This is a genomic window from Syntrophaceae bacterium (genome assembly GCA_013177825.1).
GTDB lineage: Bacteria > Desulfobacterota > Syntrophia > Syntrophales > PHBD01 > PHBD01.
In genome coordinates this window covers 95,365-110,569 of sequence record JABLXX010000010.1, presented here as the reverse complement: position 1 = coordinate 110,569, position 15,205 = coordinate 95,365, and the positions used below count along the sequence as shown (strand labels likewise).

General features: G+C 62.0%; 15 protein-coding genes. 10 read left to right on the top strand and 5 right to left on the bottom strand.

Features of this window, described 5'->3' with window-relative positions; genetic code table 11:
* Window positions 1-193: 193 nt before the first annotated feature.
* The 7 genes from HPY65_17180 to HPY65_17150 all read left to right on the top strand — a co-directional run bounded on the left by HPY65_17180 (window position 194) and on the right by HPY65_17150 (window position 5,208).
* Entirely contained in the window at window positions 194-1,618 is a 1,425-nt protein-coding gene (locus HPY65_17180) for a DegQ family serine endoprotease (GenBank protein ID NPU86214.1), read from the top strand.
* 17 nt (window positions 1,619-1,635) lie between these two features.
* Entirely contained in the window at window positions 1,636-2,307 is a 672-nt protein-coding gene (locus HPY65_17175; GenBank protein NPU86213.1) for a nitroreductase, read from the top strand.
* On the top strand, window positions 2,304-3,182 hold the full coding sequence (locus HPY65_17170; protein NPU86212.1) for an alpha/beta hydrolase: 879 nt from the start codon (window positions 2,304-2,306) through the stop codon (window positions 3,180-3,182). Before HPY65_17175 ends, HPY65_17170 begins: the two co-directional genes overlap by 4 nt.
* A 91-nt stretch (window positions 3,183-3,273) precedes the next feature.
* Window positions 3,274-3,609, top strand: a complete 336-nt coding sequence (locus tag HPY65_17165) for a hypothetical protein (protein NPU86211.1) — start codon at window positions 3,274-3,276, stop codon at window positions 3,607-3,609.
* Between the two features lie 294 nt (window positions 3,610-3,903).
* On the top strand, window positions 3,904-4,113 hold the full coding sequence (locus HPY65_17160; protein ID NPU86210.1) for a hypothetical protein: 210 nt from the start codon (window positions 3,904-3,906) through the stop codon (window positions 4,111-4,113).
* A 31-nt stretch (window positions 4,114-4,144) separates the two neighbouring features.
* Entirely contained in the window at window positions 4,145-4,447 is a 303-nt protein-coding gene (locus HPY65_17155) for a hypothetical protein (GenBank protein NPU86209.1), read from the top strand.
* Between the two features lie 11 nt (window positions 4,448-4,458).
* A complete protein-coding gene (locus HPY65_17150) occupies window positions 4,459-5,208 on the top strand; it encodes an MBL fold metallo-hydrolase (protein ID NPU86208.1) in 750 nt (249 codons plus the stop codon).
* A 99-nt stretch (window positions 5,209-5,307) separates the two neighbouring features.
* On the opposite strand, the gene HPY65_17145 is transcribed toward HPY65_17150, so the two are convergent.
* A complete protein-coding gene (locus HPY65_17145; GenBank protein ID NPU86207.1) occupies window positions 5,308-6,522 on the bottom strand; it encodes a class I SAM-dependent RNA methyltransferase in 1,215 nt (404 codons plus the stop codon).
* A 416-nt stretch (window positions 6,523-6,938) separates the two neighbouring features.
* On the opposite strand from HPY65_17145, the gene HPY65_17140 reads away from it, so the two are divergent.
* The 3 genes from HPY65_17140 to HPY65_17130 all read left to right on the top strand — a co-directional run bounded on the left by HPY65_17140 (window position 6,939) and on the right by HPY65_17130 (window position 9,550).
* Window positions 6,939-8,117, top strand: a complete 1,179-nt coding sequence (locus HPY65_17140; GenBank protein NPU86206.1) for a TraB/GumN family protein — start codon at window positions 6,939-6,941, stop codon at window positions 8,115-8,117.
* 10 nt (window positions 8,118-8,127) lie between these two features.
* Window positions 8,128-8,976, top strand: a complete 849-nt coding sequence (locus HPY65_17135) for a rhomboid family intramembrane serine protease (GenBank protein NPU86205.1) — start codon at window positions 8,128-8,130, stop codon at window positions 8,974-8,976.
* 151 nt (window positions 8,977-9,127) lie between these two features.
* Window positions 9,128-9,550, top strand: coding sequence for a DUF3568 family protein (locus tag HPY65_17130; GenBank protein NPU86204.1), 423 nt, complete (start codon window positions 9,128-9,130; stop codon window positions 9,548-9,550).
* Window positions 9,551-9,638: 88 nt separating this feature from the next.
* On the opposite strand, the gene HPY65_17125 is transcribed toward HPY65_17130, so the two are convergent.
* The 4 genes from HPY65_17125 to HPY65_17110 form a co-directional block, all read right to left on the bottom strand.
* Window positions 9,639-10,697 (bottom strand): glycosyltransferase family 9 protein, encoded by a 1,059-nt coding sequence (locus tag HPY65_17125; protein NPU86203.1) that lies wholly within the window; start codon window positions 10,695-10,697, stop codon window positions 9,639-9,641.
* Between the two features lie 81 nt (window positions 10,698-10,778).
* Window positions 10,779-11,930 (bottom strand): NAD(P)/FAD-dependent oxidoreductase, encoded by a 1,152-nt coding sequence (locus tag HPY65_17120; protein ID NPU86202.1) that lies wholly within the window; start codon window positions 11,928-11,930, stop codon window positions 10,779-10,781.
* Window positions 11,927-13,831 (bottom strand): polysaccharide biosynthesis protein, encoded by a 1,905-nt coding sequence (locus tag HPY65_17115; protein ID NPU86201.1) that lies wholly within the window; start codon window positions 13,829-13,831, stop codon window positions 11,927-11,929. The genes HPY65_17120 and HPY65_17115 overlap by 4 nt, the downstream gene beginning before the upstream one ends.
* Before the next feature lie 93 nt (window positions 13,832-13,924).
* Window positions 13,925-15,205 (bottom strand): O-antigen ligase family protein, encoded by a 1,281-nt coding sequence (locus HPY65_17110; GenBank protein ID NPU86200.1) that lies wholly within the window; start codon window positions 15,203-15,205, stop codon window positions 13,925-13,927.

Here is a 15,205-nt window from a genome sequence, read left to right as displayed (position 1 = left end):
CCGCATAAGTATGATCTTCCCGCAGACAGCGGGATAATCGGCAATCCGGAACAAAGCCTCCGCGGGGAATGGATCGGCTCGATCCCCCGCGGGGGCTGTTTTTTTTGGGATCCGGAACGGAATATGATATGGATGGAAGCCGTCGCGGCCGCACCGGCCGCGGAAGAAAATCAAAACCCCAGGGAGGCTTGACATGCGTACCAAAAGAAATTTCCTGTGCTGCCTGTTCCTGGCCGGAGCGATTCTCTTCGCCCCCGGCATTCCTGCCGCAACGGTCGACGCGGCTTCTGCGCCGGCCGGGGCTGTGTCCGGCGGTTTCGCCGATCTGGCGGAACGGCTCAGCCCGGCCGTGGTCAACATCAGCACAACGAAAACCGTGAAAAGCGGCGGCACCGGCCCGTTCGGCGCCATGCCCCAGAACCCCTTCGGCAATGACTTCTACCGGCGTTTCTTCGGCGACCAGCCGAACCGGGAATACCGCCAGCGGGGACTCGGCTCGGGATTCATCATCTCCCGGGACGGCTACATCTTCACCAACAACCACGTAATCGCCGGAGCGGACAAGATCCTGGTAAAACTGGCCGGCGGGAAGGAATACCCGGCGGAGATCGTTGGCCGGGACGCCAACACGGACATCGCCCTCATCAAGATCAAGCCGAATGGTGACCTGCCGACGGCCCTCCTGGGTGATTCCGACAAGCTCAGGGTCGGTGACTGGGTCCTCGCCATCGGAAATCCCTTCGGACTCGAACAGACCGTGACGGCGGGGATTGTCAGTGCCAAGGCGCGCTCCATCGGAGCGGGTCCCTACGACGAATTCATCCAGACGGACGCCTCCATCAATCCGGGCAACTCCGGCGGCCCGCTGTTCAACCTGAAGGGCGAAGTCGTGGGGATCAATACGGCCATTGTCGCCCAGGGGCAGGGAATCGGCTTTGCCGTCCCCGTCAACATGGCGAAGGAAATCTACAACGACCTGAAGACGAAGGGCAAGGTCACCCGCGGCTGGCTCGGCGTCTCCGTTCAGGACCTGACGGATGAGATGGCCGCCAGCCTGAAAATCACCGGGAAGCAGGGGGCCCTGGTGGGAGACGTCTTCCCGGGCGAGCCGGCGGACCGGGCGGGCATCAAGACGGGCGATTTGATCGTCGAGGTCGGCGGAAAGGCCGTCCGCAACACCCATGATCTCCTGCGTCTCGTGGCAACCCTCCAGGTGGGCCGGAGGGTGGCCCTCAAGATCATCCGGGACGGCCGGGAAAGAACCGTCGAAGCGACGGTCGGTGAGCGCAAGGATGCCCGGGAAATCGCCCGCATCGGCAAGGGCACCGAGCGGTTCGGAATGACCGTCCAGGAGATCACCCCGGAAATGGCGCGCCACTTTGGAATGGCCGATAAGACCGGCGTCGTGGTGACCCGGGTGGCGGAGGGGAGCCCTGCCGAGGAAGCGGGAATTCAGCCGCAGGACATTATTCTCCGGGTGAACCGGACGGAGATCCGGTCGATGAAGGATTATCTGCAGGCAACTGCGGGCGTGAAGGAGGAAGACTCGCTGCTGTTCCTCTTTCGCCGTGGAGAAAGCAACTTCTTCATCACCCTGAAAAATCAGAAAGCAAAATAGGAGGAGATAGCGCCGCAATGGAACTTCGCACCGCCGTCCGGGAAAGACGGAGTATCCGCCAGTTTCGCAGGGAAGCGGTCCCCCGGGAGCTGATCGAGGAAATCCTGCAGGATGCCCGCTACGCCCCATCCTGGGGAAACACCCAGCCCTGGGAGATCTTTGTCGTCACCGGCGAGGCTCTCGAGGCCTTCCGGTCCGGGAACCGGGAGAGCCTTCTCAAGGGCGTTCCCATGGCCTCGGAGGCACCGATGCCCCAAGAGTGGCCGGAGACTCTGAAGAGTCGCTATACGGGCACCGGCCGGAGCGTCCTGGAGGCCCAGTCCATCCCGAGGGAGGACAAGCAGGCGCGGCTCGATTATGCCCTGCGCATGTTCTCCCTCTTCGACGCCCCGGCTCTTCTGATCCTGTGCACCGACCGCAGCCTGCCGGAGGGATACGCCATGCTGGACTGTGGCCTGCTTCTCCAGACGATCTGCCTCCTGGCCAGGGACCGGGGCCTGGGAAGCTGCATCCTGGCCTGTTCTGTCGGCTATCCGGACCTGATCCGCAAACTCCTCCCCGTGCGGGAGGAGCAGCGGATCGTCATGGGCGCGGCCCTCGGCTGGCCCGACGATGATTCGCCACTGAACCGGTTCCCCCGGGAACGGGCGGAGCTGGGGGAAATCGTCACCTGGGTAAGCGCGTCATGACAGGAAGAGAAGTCCGCGGCCCCTTCCCGGAGGTCCGCAGGGAAACCGTCGGGGGTGCTGGGCTTGATTATCTCTTCTACGAAGGAAATGGGCCCGACGTGATCATGCTCCACGCCACAGGCTTCCTTCCCTGGCTGTGGCACCCCATCGCCCGGGAACTGACTCCGGCCTGCCGCGTTCTGGCACCTTATTTCTGTGACCATCGCCCGGCGGATCCCGACGAAGGGGGGCTCCCCTGGGAAACCCTGGCGGAGGACCTGGCAGCCTTCTCAAGGCAGCTTGGCCTGGACAGGCCGTACCTGATCGGCCACTCCATGGGCGCCACCATCATAACCATCGCCGCCGCCATGTTCGAAATCGCCCCCCGGGGGCTGGTCCTGATCGAGCCGATCTTCCTTCCCGACGAGATTTACAGGATGAACATGCGGGTGGAAGACCACCCGCTGGCCTCCAAATCCATCAAGCGCAGGAACGGCTGGCACGACGCGGCGGAGGCAAAGGAATATCTTCGTTCCAGAAAAATCTTCGAGGCCTGGGACGAGGAAATGCTGGACCTTTACATACGGTACGGCTTTCTGGAAAGCGACGCGGGCGGCCTTCAGCTGGCCTGTTCTCCCCGGCGGGAGGCGGCGCTGTTCATGGGAGGAAATCGCCTGAATCCCTGGCCGTTCCTGGAAAAGGTGTCCTGTCCCGTTCTCGTGATCGAGGGTGAGAAGAGCGACAATCGCACCTTCATCGATTTGAAAAAAGCCGCCGGCCGCTTCCCCCGCGGCTCCTATCGCCTCGTCGAAGGAGCCGGACATCTGGTTCCCATGGAGAGGCCCGCTGAAATCAGAGCGATGATTCATCAGTGTCTGGAGTCGAAAACATCTTGAAAAACTCACCGTTTTCCGTATAGAAAATACCAGTGATCGCGGATACCCTGTCAGGACAAGCAACTGCATATCCATGAAGGAGGGATAAAGCATGGCAAAGGCAAAAAAGGGAGATAAATTCCGTTGCGAAGTTTGCGGCTTGGTCGTTGTGGTGGATGAGTTTGGCAGAACCGGCGTGGGAGAGATTCTGTGCTGCCAGGGGAAACCCATGAACAAGGCAAAGGCCGTCGTCGCGAAAAAAGCGGCGCCGAAGCCCGCCGCCAAGGCCGCCGCTGCCAAAGCTGCACCCGCCGCGAAGAAGGCCGTAGCCAAGAAGGCCGCCGCCAAGCCCGCTGCCAAGCCTGCCGCAAAAAAACCCGCCGCAAAAAAAGCGGCAGCGGCGCCAAAGGCACCGGCAAAAAAAGCAGTCGCCAAAAGCAAGAAGTAATCATTCATTACTGCGGAAGCGATCACACAAAGAAAGTCCCCGCCTGGAACAGATAACGAACCGAGCGGGGCTTTTTTTCTGACAGGTTGTTGAAAAGGGACCGTCTGCTTCGTTCCCCTCATCCTTCGCCGCTCGACGTACCTCGGAGTAGGACTCGCGGTTCAGGATTTCGGGCGCCTCGCATCCAACCCCTTTTGAACAACCTGGAAAGGTGATTACCTGATAGGTTGCTCAAAAAAGTCTCCGATAAAGGAATGAACCTCGATCGGGCCGGGATGACGAAGCGGAGCATGCATGGAACGACTGCAAACCTCTGAAACCAGCCGCTGGTGCGAAAGTCACGGGTACTTCATCGCCGTCGAGGCCTGTCAGGCCCGTGCCTTGAAAAGGCCGCGCTGCCGGCGCTGCCTTCTGCTGTGGAGGCAGATGCCGCTTCCCTTCCTGGAGACCGCCGGCGGAGCCGATCGGAAGAAGGGAACGCAGCGCTCCGCCGATGCGGATTGACCGACCCGTCCCCGAGATCAGAGGAAGAAACATGTTCAAGGAAACAGCGGAACACTGGGTGGAGGATCTGAAGGCCCGCGGCAGGCTGAAGGACCTGGACGAGGCTTCGCTCCGGAAGCTGGTGGACGACTACGCCGTTCGCATCGAAGCCTTCTATCACGAAGCGGTCCACCGCCAGCTTGAACCGATCGGGAAAGTCGCCGAATATGAAAGGATGATCCTCTTCGACACGCAGTACCTGCACAAATACCTGAACCAGACGATCCCCGGTTACCCGGCCTTCCGCTTCGAAGTGCTCCAGGAGGCCCGAAAAGCGATCCTCGGAGATTCGTGACCGGAAACCCTATGGACATTCATTTCCTGGGAACGAACGGCTGGTATGACACGGAAACGGGCAACACGATCTGCACCCTGATCCGCACGGACCACTGGGAGATCCTGCTCGACGCAGGATACGGCATCGCGAAGGCCGACCGCTACCTGGCCGCGGAACCGGAAAATTCAACGGTCCTTCTCCTCAGCCACTTCCACCTGGATCACGTGGCGGGCCTTCATACCCTCGCCAAGTTCCGTTTCCCCAAGGGCCTGATCATTGCAGGCCCTGATGGATCCAGGCAAACGCTGAACGTCCTCGTGAATGCACCATTCACCATCCCCCTGGCGGACTTATCCTATCCGGTGGATGTCCTGGAACTGCCGGACGATCTGGGCCGGATTCCCTTTCCGCTTCTGGCTCTTCCTCTGCGACACACCGGAATTACGCTGGGGTTCCGCATCGAGGCGGAGGGGTTGACCGTGGCCTATTGCCCCGATACCGGTTACTGCGAAAACGCCCTGTCTCTGGCCCGCGGCGCCGACCTCCTCATCGCCGAATGCGCCTACCGGAGCGGGCAGGGAAACGAGGACTGGCCCCACCTGAATCCGGAAACGGCGGCCCGGATCGCACTGGAGGCAGGAGCCCGCAGGCTGGTTCTGGTCCACTTCGAAGCCTGGACATATCCGACCTTCCGGGAACGGGATGAGTCGGAAGCCGCGGCCCGTCGCATCTTCGCGGAGACCCTCGCCGCCCGGGACGACATGCTCCTCTCATTGTAAAACGGCCTGCCGCCCGCTTTCCCGTACCATCCGAGGCGAAGAACCACCTTTCTATTCCGACCCGACAACCGGCGAATTTTCAGGATCCCGTCTCACCTCTCAGACCGCCTCAAACAGCGCCGCCGTCTCGATGTGAGAGGTCTGGGGAAACATGTCCAGTGGCTGGAGCGCCGCAATGACGAATCCCCGATCCGCCAGAAATCGGGCGTCCCGAGCCTGGGTCGCCGGGTTGCAGGAGACATAGACGATTCGCCTCGGGGCCAGATCCACAAGGGCTTCCAGGACCTCCCGGGAACACCCGGTCCGGGGCGGATCCAGAACTGCAGCGTCGATCCGATGCCGGCGGCTCAGGACATCGCGCAATCCCTCCGCCACGTCCCCCGCATGAAAATGAGCCTCGCGAAACCCGTCCCGCAGGAGGTTTTCCCGGGCACAGGCAACCGCCGCCCGATCCTGTTCGATGCCGAAGACGGATCCCGCCCGAGGCGCCAGAAACCGGGAGAAGAGGCCGGAGCCGCAATAGGCGTCCAGAACCGCTTCGTCAAGGGAAGGGGACGCCAGTTCCAGGACAACGTCTACCAGCGTGTCCACCAGGGACTCGTTGGCCTGGAAGAAACCTCGATCCGGAACGGACAGCAGGACTCCCTTGACAACCCGATGAATGTGCCCCCGGCCGGGCAGCGCCGGATTTCCGCGGTTCGGAGATCCATGCCCCGGAGCGGACCAGAGCAGACGCTCCTCCCGGCGGACAGGCCCGTTCCTCCGCTCTTCCAGCGAGCGCCGGAGCAGCGGCAGGGACTCGTTGACGCTGTCCGCCAGAAGGAGGCACCGGTCCACATCCAGCACGTTGTGACTCCCCCGCTCCATGAAGCCCGCCTTCGTCTTCCGTCCACCTCCGTACTGCACGTGGATCTCCGCCCGGCCGCGATAGGAAAAGACCAGCGGGGAGGGAATGACGGGTTGCAGGGGCAGGTCCATAAAGCGCCCGATCCGGGCAAAAGACTCCGCGACATGGCGTTCCTTGATGGTCAACTGATGACCGTACCGGACATGCTGGAGCGAACAGCCCCCGCACCGGCCGTAATACACGCAATCCGGCTCGACCCGCCGGGGTGACGGAGAAAGGACCTCCCGCAGGACCGCCCGGGCATAGTGATTCCGCCGCTCCGTCACGTCCGCCACGACCTCGTCGCCGTCCACCGTGTAGGGGACAAAGGTAACCAGACCGTCCGGGCGCCCGACCCCGTCCCCGCCGAATGCCACCGCGTCGATGGTCATCCGGATGCCATTCCCGGTCTTCCCGTTCCGCGTCATTGCGCCGTTCTCCGCTCCGTTTTTCCTCTCATGTCAGGATTCCCAGTGAAAGACAAGCTCACCGCAAAATGAATCAGATCTTTTTTTCATTTTTTAAGGAAGTCTGCCCCCTGGTTCGAAAGCCCCCCTCCCCGATGTTCGCGGGGGTGCGGCCGGGGCGTTCCAGAGGAGCATTGGGAAGCTTTTCCATCGCTTCATTCATTCAATCAAGAAATGGCTTATGCGGAAAAGCTTCCGCGACGGCGGAAGCCCCCGTGACAGCCCCCGCGCCTCGGACTGTGTCAAAAAACAGATCCGACCTCTTACCCTTACAGGATTCTTGCGACGCAAGCCCCTTTACATCCCGGGAGATTGCTGGTATTGACAGTCGCCTTTGGGATCCCATGCGGTTTCCCACATCAAACAACCGGAAAGCCATGAATCCTCTCGAACACCCCCATGTCCACCGCGTCCATCACGAAGGGCGGGAAATGATCCTGGTCGGGACGGCCCACGTGTCCCGGGAAAGCGCCGAACTGGTGGAGCAGGTCCTGGACGAGGTGAAGCCGGACACAGTCTGCGTGGAACTCTGCCAGCCCCGGTTCGACGCCCTGAAACAGAAGGACAAGTGGCAGGAAACGGACATCGTCAAGGTCATCCGGGAGAAGCGGACGTCCCTTCTCCTTTCCCAGCTCCTCCTGGCCTCCTTCCAGAAGAAGATCGCCCAGCGTTTCAACATCCAGCCCGGCGAGGAGATGATCCGGGCCGTTGCGAAGGCGGAAGAAACGGGCGCCCGGGTGGTCCTGGCGGATCGGGAGGTCCGCATCACCCTGACGCGGACCTGGCGCAGCCTGGGATTCTGGAAAAAGGCGAACCTGATGTCGGAGGTCCTCGTATCCCTCTTCTATACGGAAGAGATCACCGAGGAAGAGATCGAAAAGCTCAAGGAGCGGGACATGCTGGAGGTGGCGCTCCAGGCCATCAGCGAGAAGCTCCCCCAGGTGAAGACCATTCTGATCGACGAGCGGGACCGCTACCTGGCCTCCCGGATCCGCACCGCCCCGGGAGAGCGCATCGTGGCCGTCGTCGGGGCCGGACACATCCAGGGCATCCTGGAGAACATCGACCAGCCGGTAGACCTGGCGGAACTGGAACAGATCCCCCCGAGGGGCTGGCTGGCCCGCACGGTCGGTTGGCTGTTTCCCCTTGCCATCCTCGCCCTGTTCGTCGGCGGTTTTTTCGCGTCGGGCGCCCGCACCAGCCTCGCCATGATCCTCTGGTGGTCCGGCATCACCGCCGTCTGCGCCAGCGCCGGGGCCCTGCTGATGCTGTCCCACCCCTTCACGATCCTCGCCTCCGCCCTCTCCGCCCCGATCGCGACACTCCACCCCCTCATCGCCACGGGCTGGGTAGCCGGACTCGTGGAGGCGACCCTGCGGAAACCGCAGGTTCGGGATTTTCTGGACCTGAAGGACGACATCACCTCGTTCCGGGGATTCTTCCGCAACAAGATCACCCGGCTCCTGATCCTGGTGGCCGTCGTGAACCTGACGACCTCCATCGGGACCTTTGTCGCCATCCCGGTGGTGATGAAGTTCATCTTCCAGCCGCTGTGAGAGGCCTTTGATGAAGGATGACGAGAAAAAAGCGATTCTCTGCCCCCAGTGCCGCCGCCTCATCAGCCGGGACGAGCCGGTCTGCCCGCACTGCGGCCTGTCGCGGCCCGGCACGCGCCGGGTAGCCGCCCTGCTGGGACGTCTTGGATCGGGAGCCCTGGATCCCGTTCGGATCGTGCTGTTTTCCAACGTGGCGCTGTTCCTGCTGTCGCTCCTGCTGAATCCGTCCTCCCTGGGATTCTCCCTGAACCCGCTCTCGTTCCTGTCTCCCTCCGAGACCAGCCTGTTCTACCTGGGGGCCACCGGGACGGTGCCGATCCTGGCGTACGGGCGCTGGTGGACCCTCTTGACGGCCTCCTTCCTGCACGGCGGCCTCCTCCACATCTTCTTCAACATGGCCGCCCTGACCCAACTGGGCCCCTTCGTGTGGCGCCAGTTCGGATTCTGGCGGTTCTGGATCATCTACCTGGCGAGCGGGATCGGCGGATTTCTCCTGTCCCTCCTGGCAGGCGTCCCGTTCACCATCGGCGCCTCCGCGGGCCTATGCGGACTCATCGGGGCGATCCTGTATTACGGCAAGAGCCGGGGGGGATTCCTGGGTGAGATGATCTCCCGGCAGGCCATGGGCTGGATCGTGGGACTCGCCGTGTTCGGCCTCCTCCTGCCGGGCATCAACAACTGGGCCCACGGCGGCGGGCTCCTGGCCGGGATCGGCGTTGCATTCCTGACGGGCCACCGGGACCGGGGACCCGAAACGGCGGTTCACCGCGCACTGGGGGCCGTTCTTGCGGGACTTACCGTCCTCTGTCTCCTCTATGCCGTGGCGGGCGCCTTCGCCATGGCCCTGAACCTGAACTGACGAACCCTCGCTTGAATTGACAGTCCAGCCGCCATTCGGTAGAATGAAGGGCGATTCAGGACGTTCGTTTCTTGGTCCGGAATGCATCTTCAGCGGAGATGCGGAGCGCGAGTGGCGATGCCTGTCCCGCTACGGGATCACGGAGGACAAAATGTACGGATACCGACGGACAATCTCGTTCTGCCTTACCGCCCTGGCCCTCCTGGCCTTCAGCGGCTGCTATACCGCCTCAACCATCGAGGTGAAGGACCGGATTGTCGGCGTCCGCTCCGGACGGTTTGTCGTGATTGACGGGAAACTGGGCGCCGACTACCCGTACTCCTATGATCGGGTCTGGACGGCCGCGGAAAAGACGATGGCCCAGATCAAGGCCACGGACGTCGTCCCGGACCGCGGCATCGCCTCCGGCTCGATCAAGGGCCGGGTGAGCGGTGACGAGGTCATGATCATGATCGATTACATTTCCCGGGACCGGACGTCCGTCTCGGTGCTGGTGGGCCTGATCGGTGATACCCTGGGAACCCGCCTGATCCACGAGCGGATTGAGGACAACCTGAAAAAGTCCACGCCATAAAAAAAGCCCACGCCGGGTGCCCGGCGTGGGCTTTCTGTTCTGTTCCCTGTTCCCTATTTCCTGTTTTCTGCTCCCCTGCCCGCCCGTTTCAGTGACGGGAAATCAATCCCAGACTCGCTATCAAATCCCCTGCGGCCTTCCGGACTTTTTCGGGCCCGAGCTCCTCCAGGCATTCACTGCGGTGCGAGTTGTCGCAGCCGATTTTCCGGCAGGGAACGCAGTCCCGGTCGGGAAAGACCGTCCGGTGCCGCGGACCCGGGTGCGCCCATGCCTCCCCGAAGGAAGGGCCGTAGATCGTCACGGTCGGCAGGCCCAGAGCGGCGGCCAGATGGGGGCCGCCGGTGTCGACGCCTACGTGCAGTACACTTCGGGCGATGACTCCCGCCAGTTCCGCGAGCGACGTTCGTCCCGCCAGGTTCCGGATGTGATCTCCACCGCCCCGCAGCAGCTCATCCGCCTTGTCCCGGTCTTCGACGGAGCCGACGATAGCGGTCCCCGCGCCCCAGTGCTCCCGGAACCATCGGATCAGGTCGATCCACTTTTCCTGGCCCCACTCCTTGTAAGTCCAGCGTGAATAAGGGCTGATGGTCACCCAGGGGAGTTCCATGTCCATCCGCTCTTCCCTGAAGAGGCGATCCACCCGCTCCGCGATGACCGGGGGAACGGGAAAAGGCGGCAGATCCCCCTCGATGTCGATCCCGAAGGGCCGCAAGACATCCAGAGATTGCTCCGCCGGCCCCCGGAACGGCCCTTTGCCCGGCAGCGGGGCGGCCGCCAGGTGCGTAAACATCCGGTTCCGCCAGAAGGGAACATCGTTGCGGCCGTAAGCGAGGGCTATCCGCACCGGGGCCCTGGTGCTCCAGGCCAGCAAGGCTCCCCGCTCGTCCCCCCGCAGGTCGACGGCCATGTCGAAGCGACGGCGCCGGAGGCTCGCCAGGAAGTTGGCATGGGCGGACAGGACCGCGATCCCGCCTCCCCGAGGCTGAACCACCTCTATGATTTCACGCAGAAGCGGGTTCGCCTCCAGGAGCCCGCCCCGTCCCTTCCTTGCAAGAAGGCTCATCTCCGCCGCGGGGAACCTGCCGTGGATTGCAGCCAGCGCGGGCCATGTCCACACGATGTCGCCGATATCGCCCAGCTGGATCACGAGAATGCGGCACGGGTCGCCGGGGATTTTATGTCGTTCGCGGATCAGCATATTCGGAAAAGAGCGGAAAAGGGGACAGATTTAAACCAGTCCCCTTTTCCTTGTGTTTTGGAACCCTTCGAGAAACGGCTCCGCCAGAGAGGCCACGCGATGGCCGATGGCCAGGGAGGCCGTCAGGCCCGGGGACTCGATCCCCACCAGGTTCACCAGACCCGGAAAGCCGCGGTCGCTCTCCTCGCGGATGATGAAATCCCGGTACGGCTCACCGGGCCCCTGGAGTTTGGGCCGGATGCCGCACATATCCGGCTGGAGGACCTCTGCCGGAAGCCCGGGCAAATAACGCCGGATGGCCTCATGAAAACGGCTTCGGAGGCCCTCGTCAACGTCATAATCAATCCGCTCTACGTACTGGACATCGGGCCCGAAGCGGACCCGCCCCGCCAGATCCACCGTGGCGTGAATGCCGAGTCCTTCCTTTCCCCGGTCCGGAGCGGGGTAAACCAAGTGCTTCAACCGGGGAGCAGCAGAAGCGGAGAAATAGGACCCCTTGCAGTACTTGAGGCGGTAATCGGCAGCATCCACGTCGATGCCGGCCATGGCGGCCAGCCGGTCGGAAGCGAGCCCGGCGGAGTTGACCAGAACCTTCGTCCGGAACCGGTACTCGCCGCCGTTGATCTCCACGTCGAAGCCATCTCCGTCCGGCCGGACCGCCGTGACATCCGACCGGAACGCCGCGGTGGCTCCCGTCGTCTGCAGACGCGACAGGAGTGCCTGCATGAACCGGTGGGAATCGACGATTCCCGTGGAGGGAGAAAACAGGGCTTCCCGGGCCCGCACGGCCGGCTCCAGTCGCCGAATCTCCCGGGGGGTCAGAAAGCGGAGGTTCATGACGCCGTTTCTCTCCGCCTGGTCGCGAAGCCGGTGGAGTTCCTCGCCGTCCTCGTCACCGCCGGCAACGATCATCTTGCCCACCCGCCGGTGCGGCACCCGCCACTCCGTACAGGCCTCGTAAAGCAGGCGGTTTCCTTCCCGGCAGAGGGCCGCCTTCACAAAACCCGCCGGGTAGTAAATGCCGGCATGGATGACCTCGCTGTTCCGGCTGCTGGTTTCCCGGCCGCAGGATTCATGCCTCTCCAGGAGCAGGACGTCCCGGTACTCCCGGGACAGCCGCTCCGCCACGGCGAGACCCACAACCCCGGCGCCGATGACGGTGGCGGAAAAACAGTCCCTCAAAGAACGCTCCTTGAATCCTGGGGGGCGTATTCGGGAACGATGCCGTGCAGAAGACGCCGGATCTCCGGAGCGTCGTGCCGCGAAGCGGCTTCGCAGAGCTGCTCGATCTCGCCATAGAGCCTCCGGCGGAATGCCTCCGGATCCGTTTCCCGCTCCGGGTCCGGATCGGGCCGGAGGACCAGGATCTTGTCGTGGCCCGTGGGAACGATCCCTTCTCCCTCGGTGATCAGTTCCTCGTGCAGTTTTTCGCCATCCCTGAGCCCCGTGAAAACGATTTGGACGTCCCGGTCCGGCTCCTTTCCCGACAGGCGGATCAGGTCCCGGGCCATGTCGATGATCCGTACGGGCGTTCCCATTTTCAGAATATAGATTTCCCCGCCCTCCCCCATGGCGCCGGCCTGGATGATCAACTGGGCTGCCTCGGGAATCGTCATGAAGAAGCGCGTCACGTCGGGATGGGTCACCGTAACGGGCCCGCCGTGCTCGATCTGGCGCCGGAACAGCGGAATGACCGATCCGGAGGAACCGACCACGTTGCCGAAACGGACGGAGAGGAACCGGGTGTCCGTTCCCTGGTGAGCCTGGAGAATCAGTTCCGTGACCCGCTTGCTGGCCCCCATGACGTTGGTGGGCCGGACGGCCTTGTCGGTGGAGACCAGGACGAACCGTTCCACACCGAAGGAGACGGCCGTCTCCATTGCCGTCCTGCTTCCCTGGATGTTGTTGAAGACGGCCTCCCACGGGTTCAACTCCAGCATGGGAACGTGCTTGTAGGCGGCGGCGTGAAAGACCACATGAGGACGGTACGTTTCCAGGACGGAGCGCAAGAGGGCCTCGTCCTGCACCTGTCCCAGAACAGGCTCATACCGCCGGAAGGTCAGCTCGTTCTCCATCTCCATCTGAATCTGGAAAAGGTTTGCCTCCGAAGCGTCCAGAAGCACGATCAGTCCCGGCTCGAACCGGACCAGCTGGCGGCAGAGCTCGGAGCCGATCGACCCGCCGCATCCGGTAACGAGGATCGTCCGGCCGGCCAGGTAATTCCGGATACCCGTCACGTCCAGGTGGACCGGGGGCCGGCCCAGCAGGTCCTCGTAGCTCACGTCCCGCAGGATCTTGACACTGACTCGGCCGTCGATGATCTCCCCGATACCCGGAAGGGTTTTGTACGTAACGTTGCACTCCTTGCAGACGTCCACGATCCGCCGCATCTGCTCCCCTGTGGCTGACGGCGTGGCGATAAGGATTTCCTCGATGTCATGGCGCATCACCAGGGACGGAATCGTCGCCACCGTTCCCAGGATGGAGACGCCGTGGATGGAACGCCCCTGCTTATGCGGGTCGTCGTCGATGAACCCGGACACCCGGTAATGAATCTGCTCGTTCTCGTTGATCTCTCGCAGGATCTTCTCCCCCGCATCTCCTGCTCCCACGATCAGGACGTTCCGGGGCGGCCTCGCAGCGGCGGCCCCGTCTGCGCGGCCGTTCCCCGCCCGAGCCTGAGTCATGTAATAGGACCGGACAAGGAGACGGTGCAGGCCCGCCAGCATAAACGTCAGCCCTCCGTCCATCAGGAAAACCGCCCGGGAAAAATTCTCGTCCCGATACAGAAGAAAAACGACCGCGATGGAGACGAGTGTCGTCATGGCCGTTCCGGTTGCAAGAAGCCAGAAATCGCGGACGCTGGTATAGCGCCACATGCCGTGATAGAGACCCAGCCTGTAAAATACGATGATTTTCAACGGGATCAGCCAGGGAAGCACCATTTTGATATGCACCAGCCTGGTTTGATCGATGAAAAATTCAAACCGGAACAGGTAGGCAATGATATGCGCCGCGACGAACAGGGCGCCGTCGATTGCCAGCTTCACAAAGAATCGGGGATTTTTGAGTTGTTTTCGCATAAATGTTGCCGGTCGGGGCGATCGGTGCCTGCCACTTCCTTACATATTGACATTACAATACAATTTGCTGAGCGACGTCGATTGGTCCTGTCTTCAGGAGTGTTCCCTTTCCCGTGATTGACATTGCCACAGAACGGCAATCATTCCAAACAGGACATAATGAATCGTCAGTTGCGGACCGAAGGCCGAGTCCATGAACAGGTCAAGGACCGTGATGCACGTCAGCGACGCCGTCAGGATGACACCCAGGTGCCGGATTTCCCGGTCCTCCCCTTTCATCATCAGCCCGATGCTCGTTCGAAACGCAGCAACCAGAACATACAGCCACAGGACGAGCCCCACCAGGCCGGTACGGACGGCGACGTCCATGTAGGAATTGTGCGTCGCGCCCCAGAAGATGCCGCCTTCATGATGCTGCCGGTATTTCTCCGGCAACCTTGCGTTGTATTTCGCCAAATCCACATACTGCCGGTTTCCGTATGTCTGCATCCCGTAGCCGATCCCGAAGACGGGATAGTCCTTGAGCAGCTCGATGGAGATCATGGCAATCTTGACCCTGGACTCGCCGGCCAGAGCCTTGAGGGACATGCGGTCCCTCACGCTGGGAACGAATGAAAACATCAGCACGCCCGCGATGAGGATGACAAACAGCGGAAGCAGGTTCTTCCGCAACCGGGGCAGGAACACCCACGCCGGGGCGAGCGCACCGACAAACGCCGCCCGCGCCCCGCTCAAAACCGACGCCGCCGCCGAGACAATCACACCGAACAGGTACAGGTACCGGTACGCACCGTCGCTTTTCAGCCTCAGGAATCCGAGAGACAGGAACACCGTGAACAGGGTTGTATAAGTCAGAAACCCTGGATTGAACTCCAGGTAGGGAATGTACATGCCCAGCCGCTCCGTCAGGGGATAGCGGGCGATGCCATAGTAATAAACGAGAAGGCCGGCAGAAAAGAGGAGGCCCGAGACAACGGTCAGGCGGAGCAGGAGAATCAGTTTCTCCTTTGTGTCGAATACGTTGAAGATCAGGAAGAACAAGACAAGAAAACAGAGAAGGTGGGCATAGTAGTCATGAATGCTGTTCTTCACGTCCAAGGCGGAAAAAAGCCCCAGGAATCCCCAGAAGGCGAACAGGAGCAGCGGAATCGTCAGAGGTGTCCTGAAGTTCAGCTTCATCCTGCCGGTCAGCGAAAGGATGGCGACCATAAGCGTGGACGAGTAAAATGTGATCAGCTCAATGGCCGTCTTTCGCGGAAACGGATTGATGAAAACGTAAACCGCCAGAAGAACCAGTACCGTGCACTGTATCGCTCTGGTTATCCTCGCTCCGTTATCCGCAACAGGGGATTGTGCCGGGTTCCTGTCGTTCAT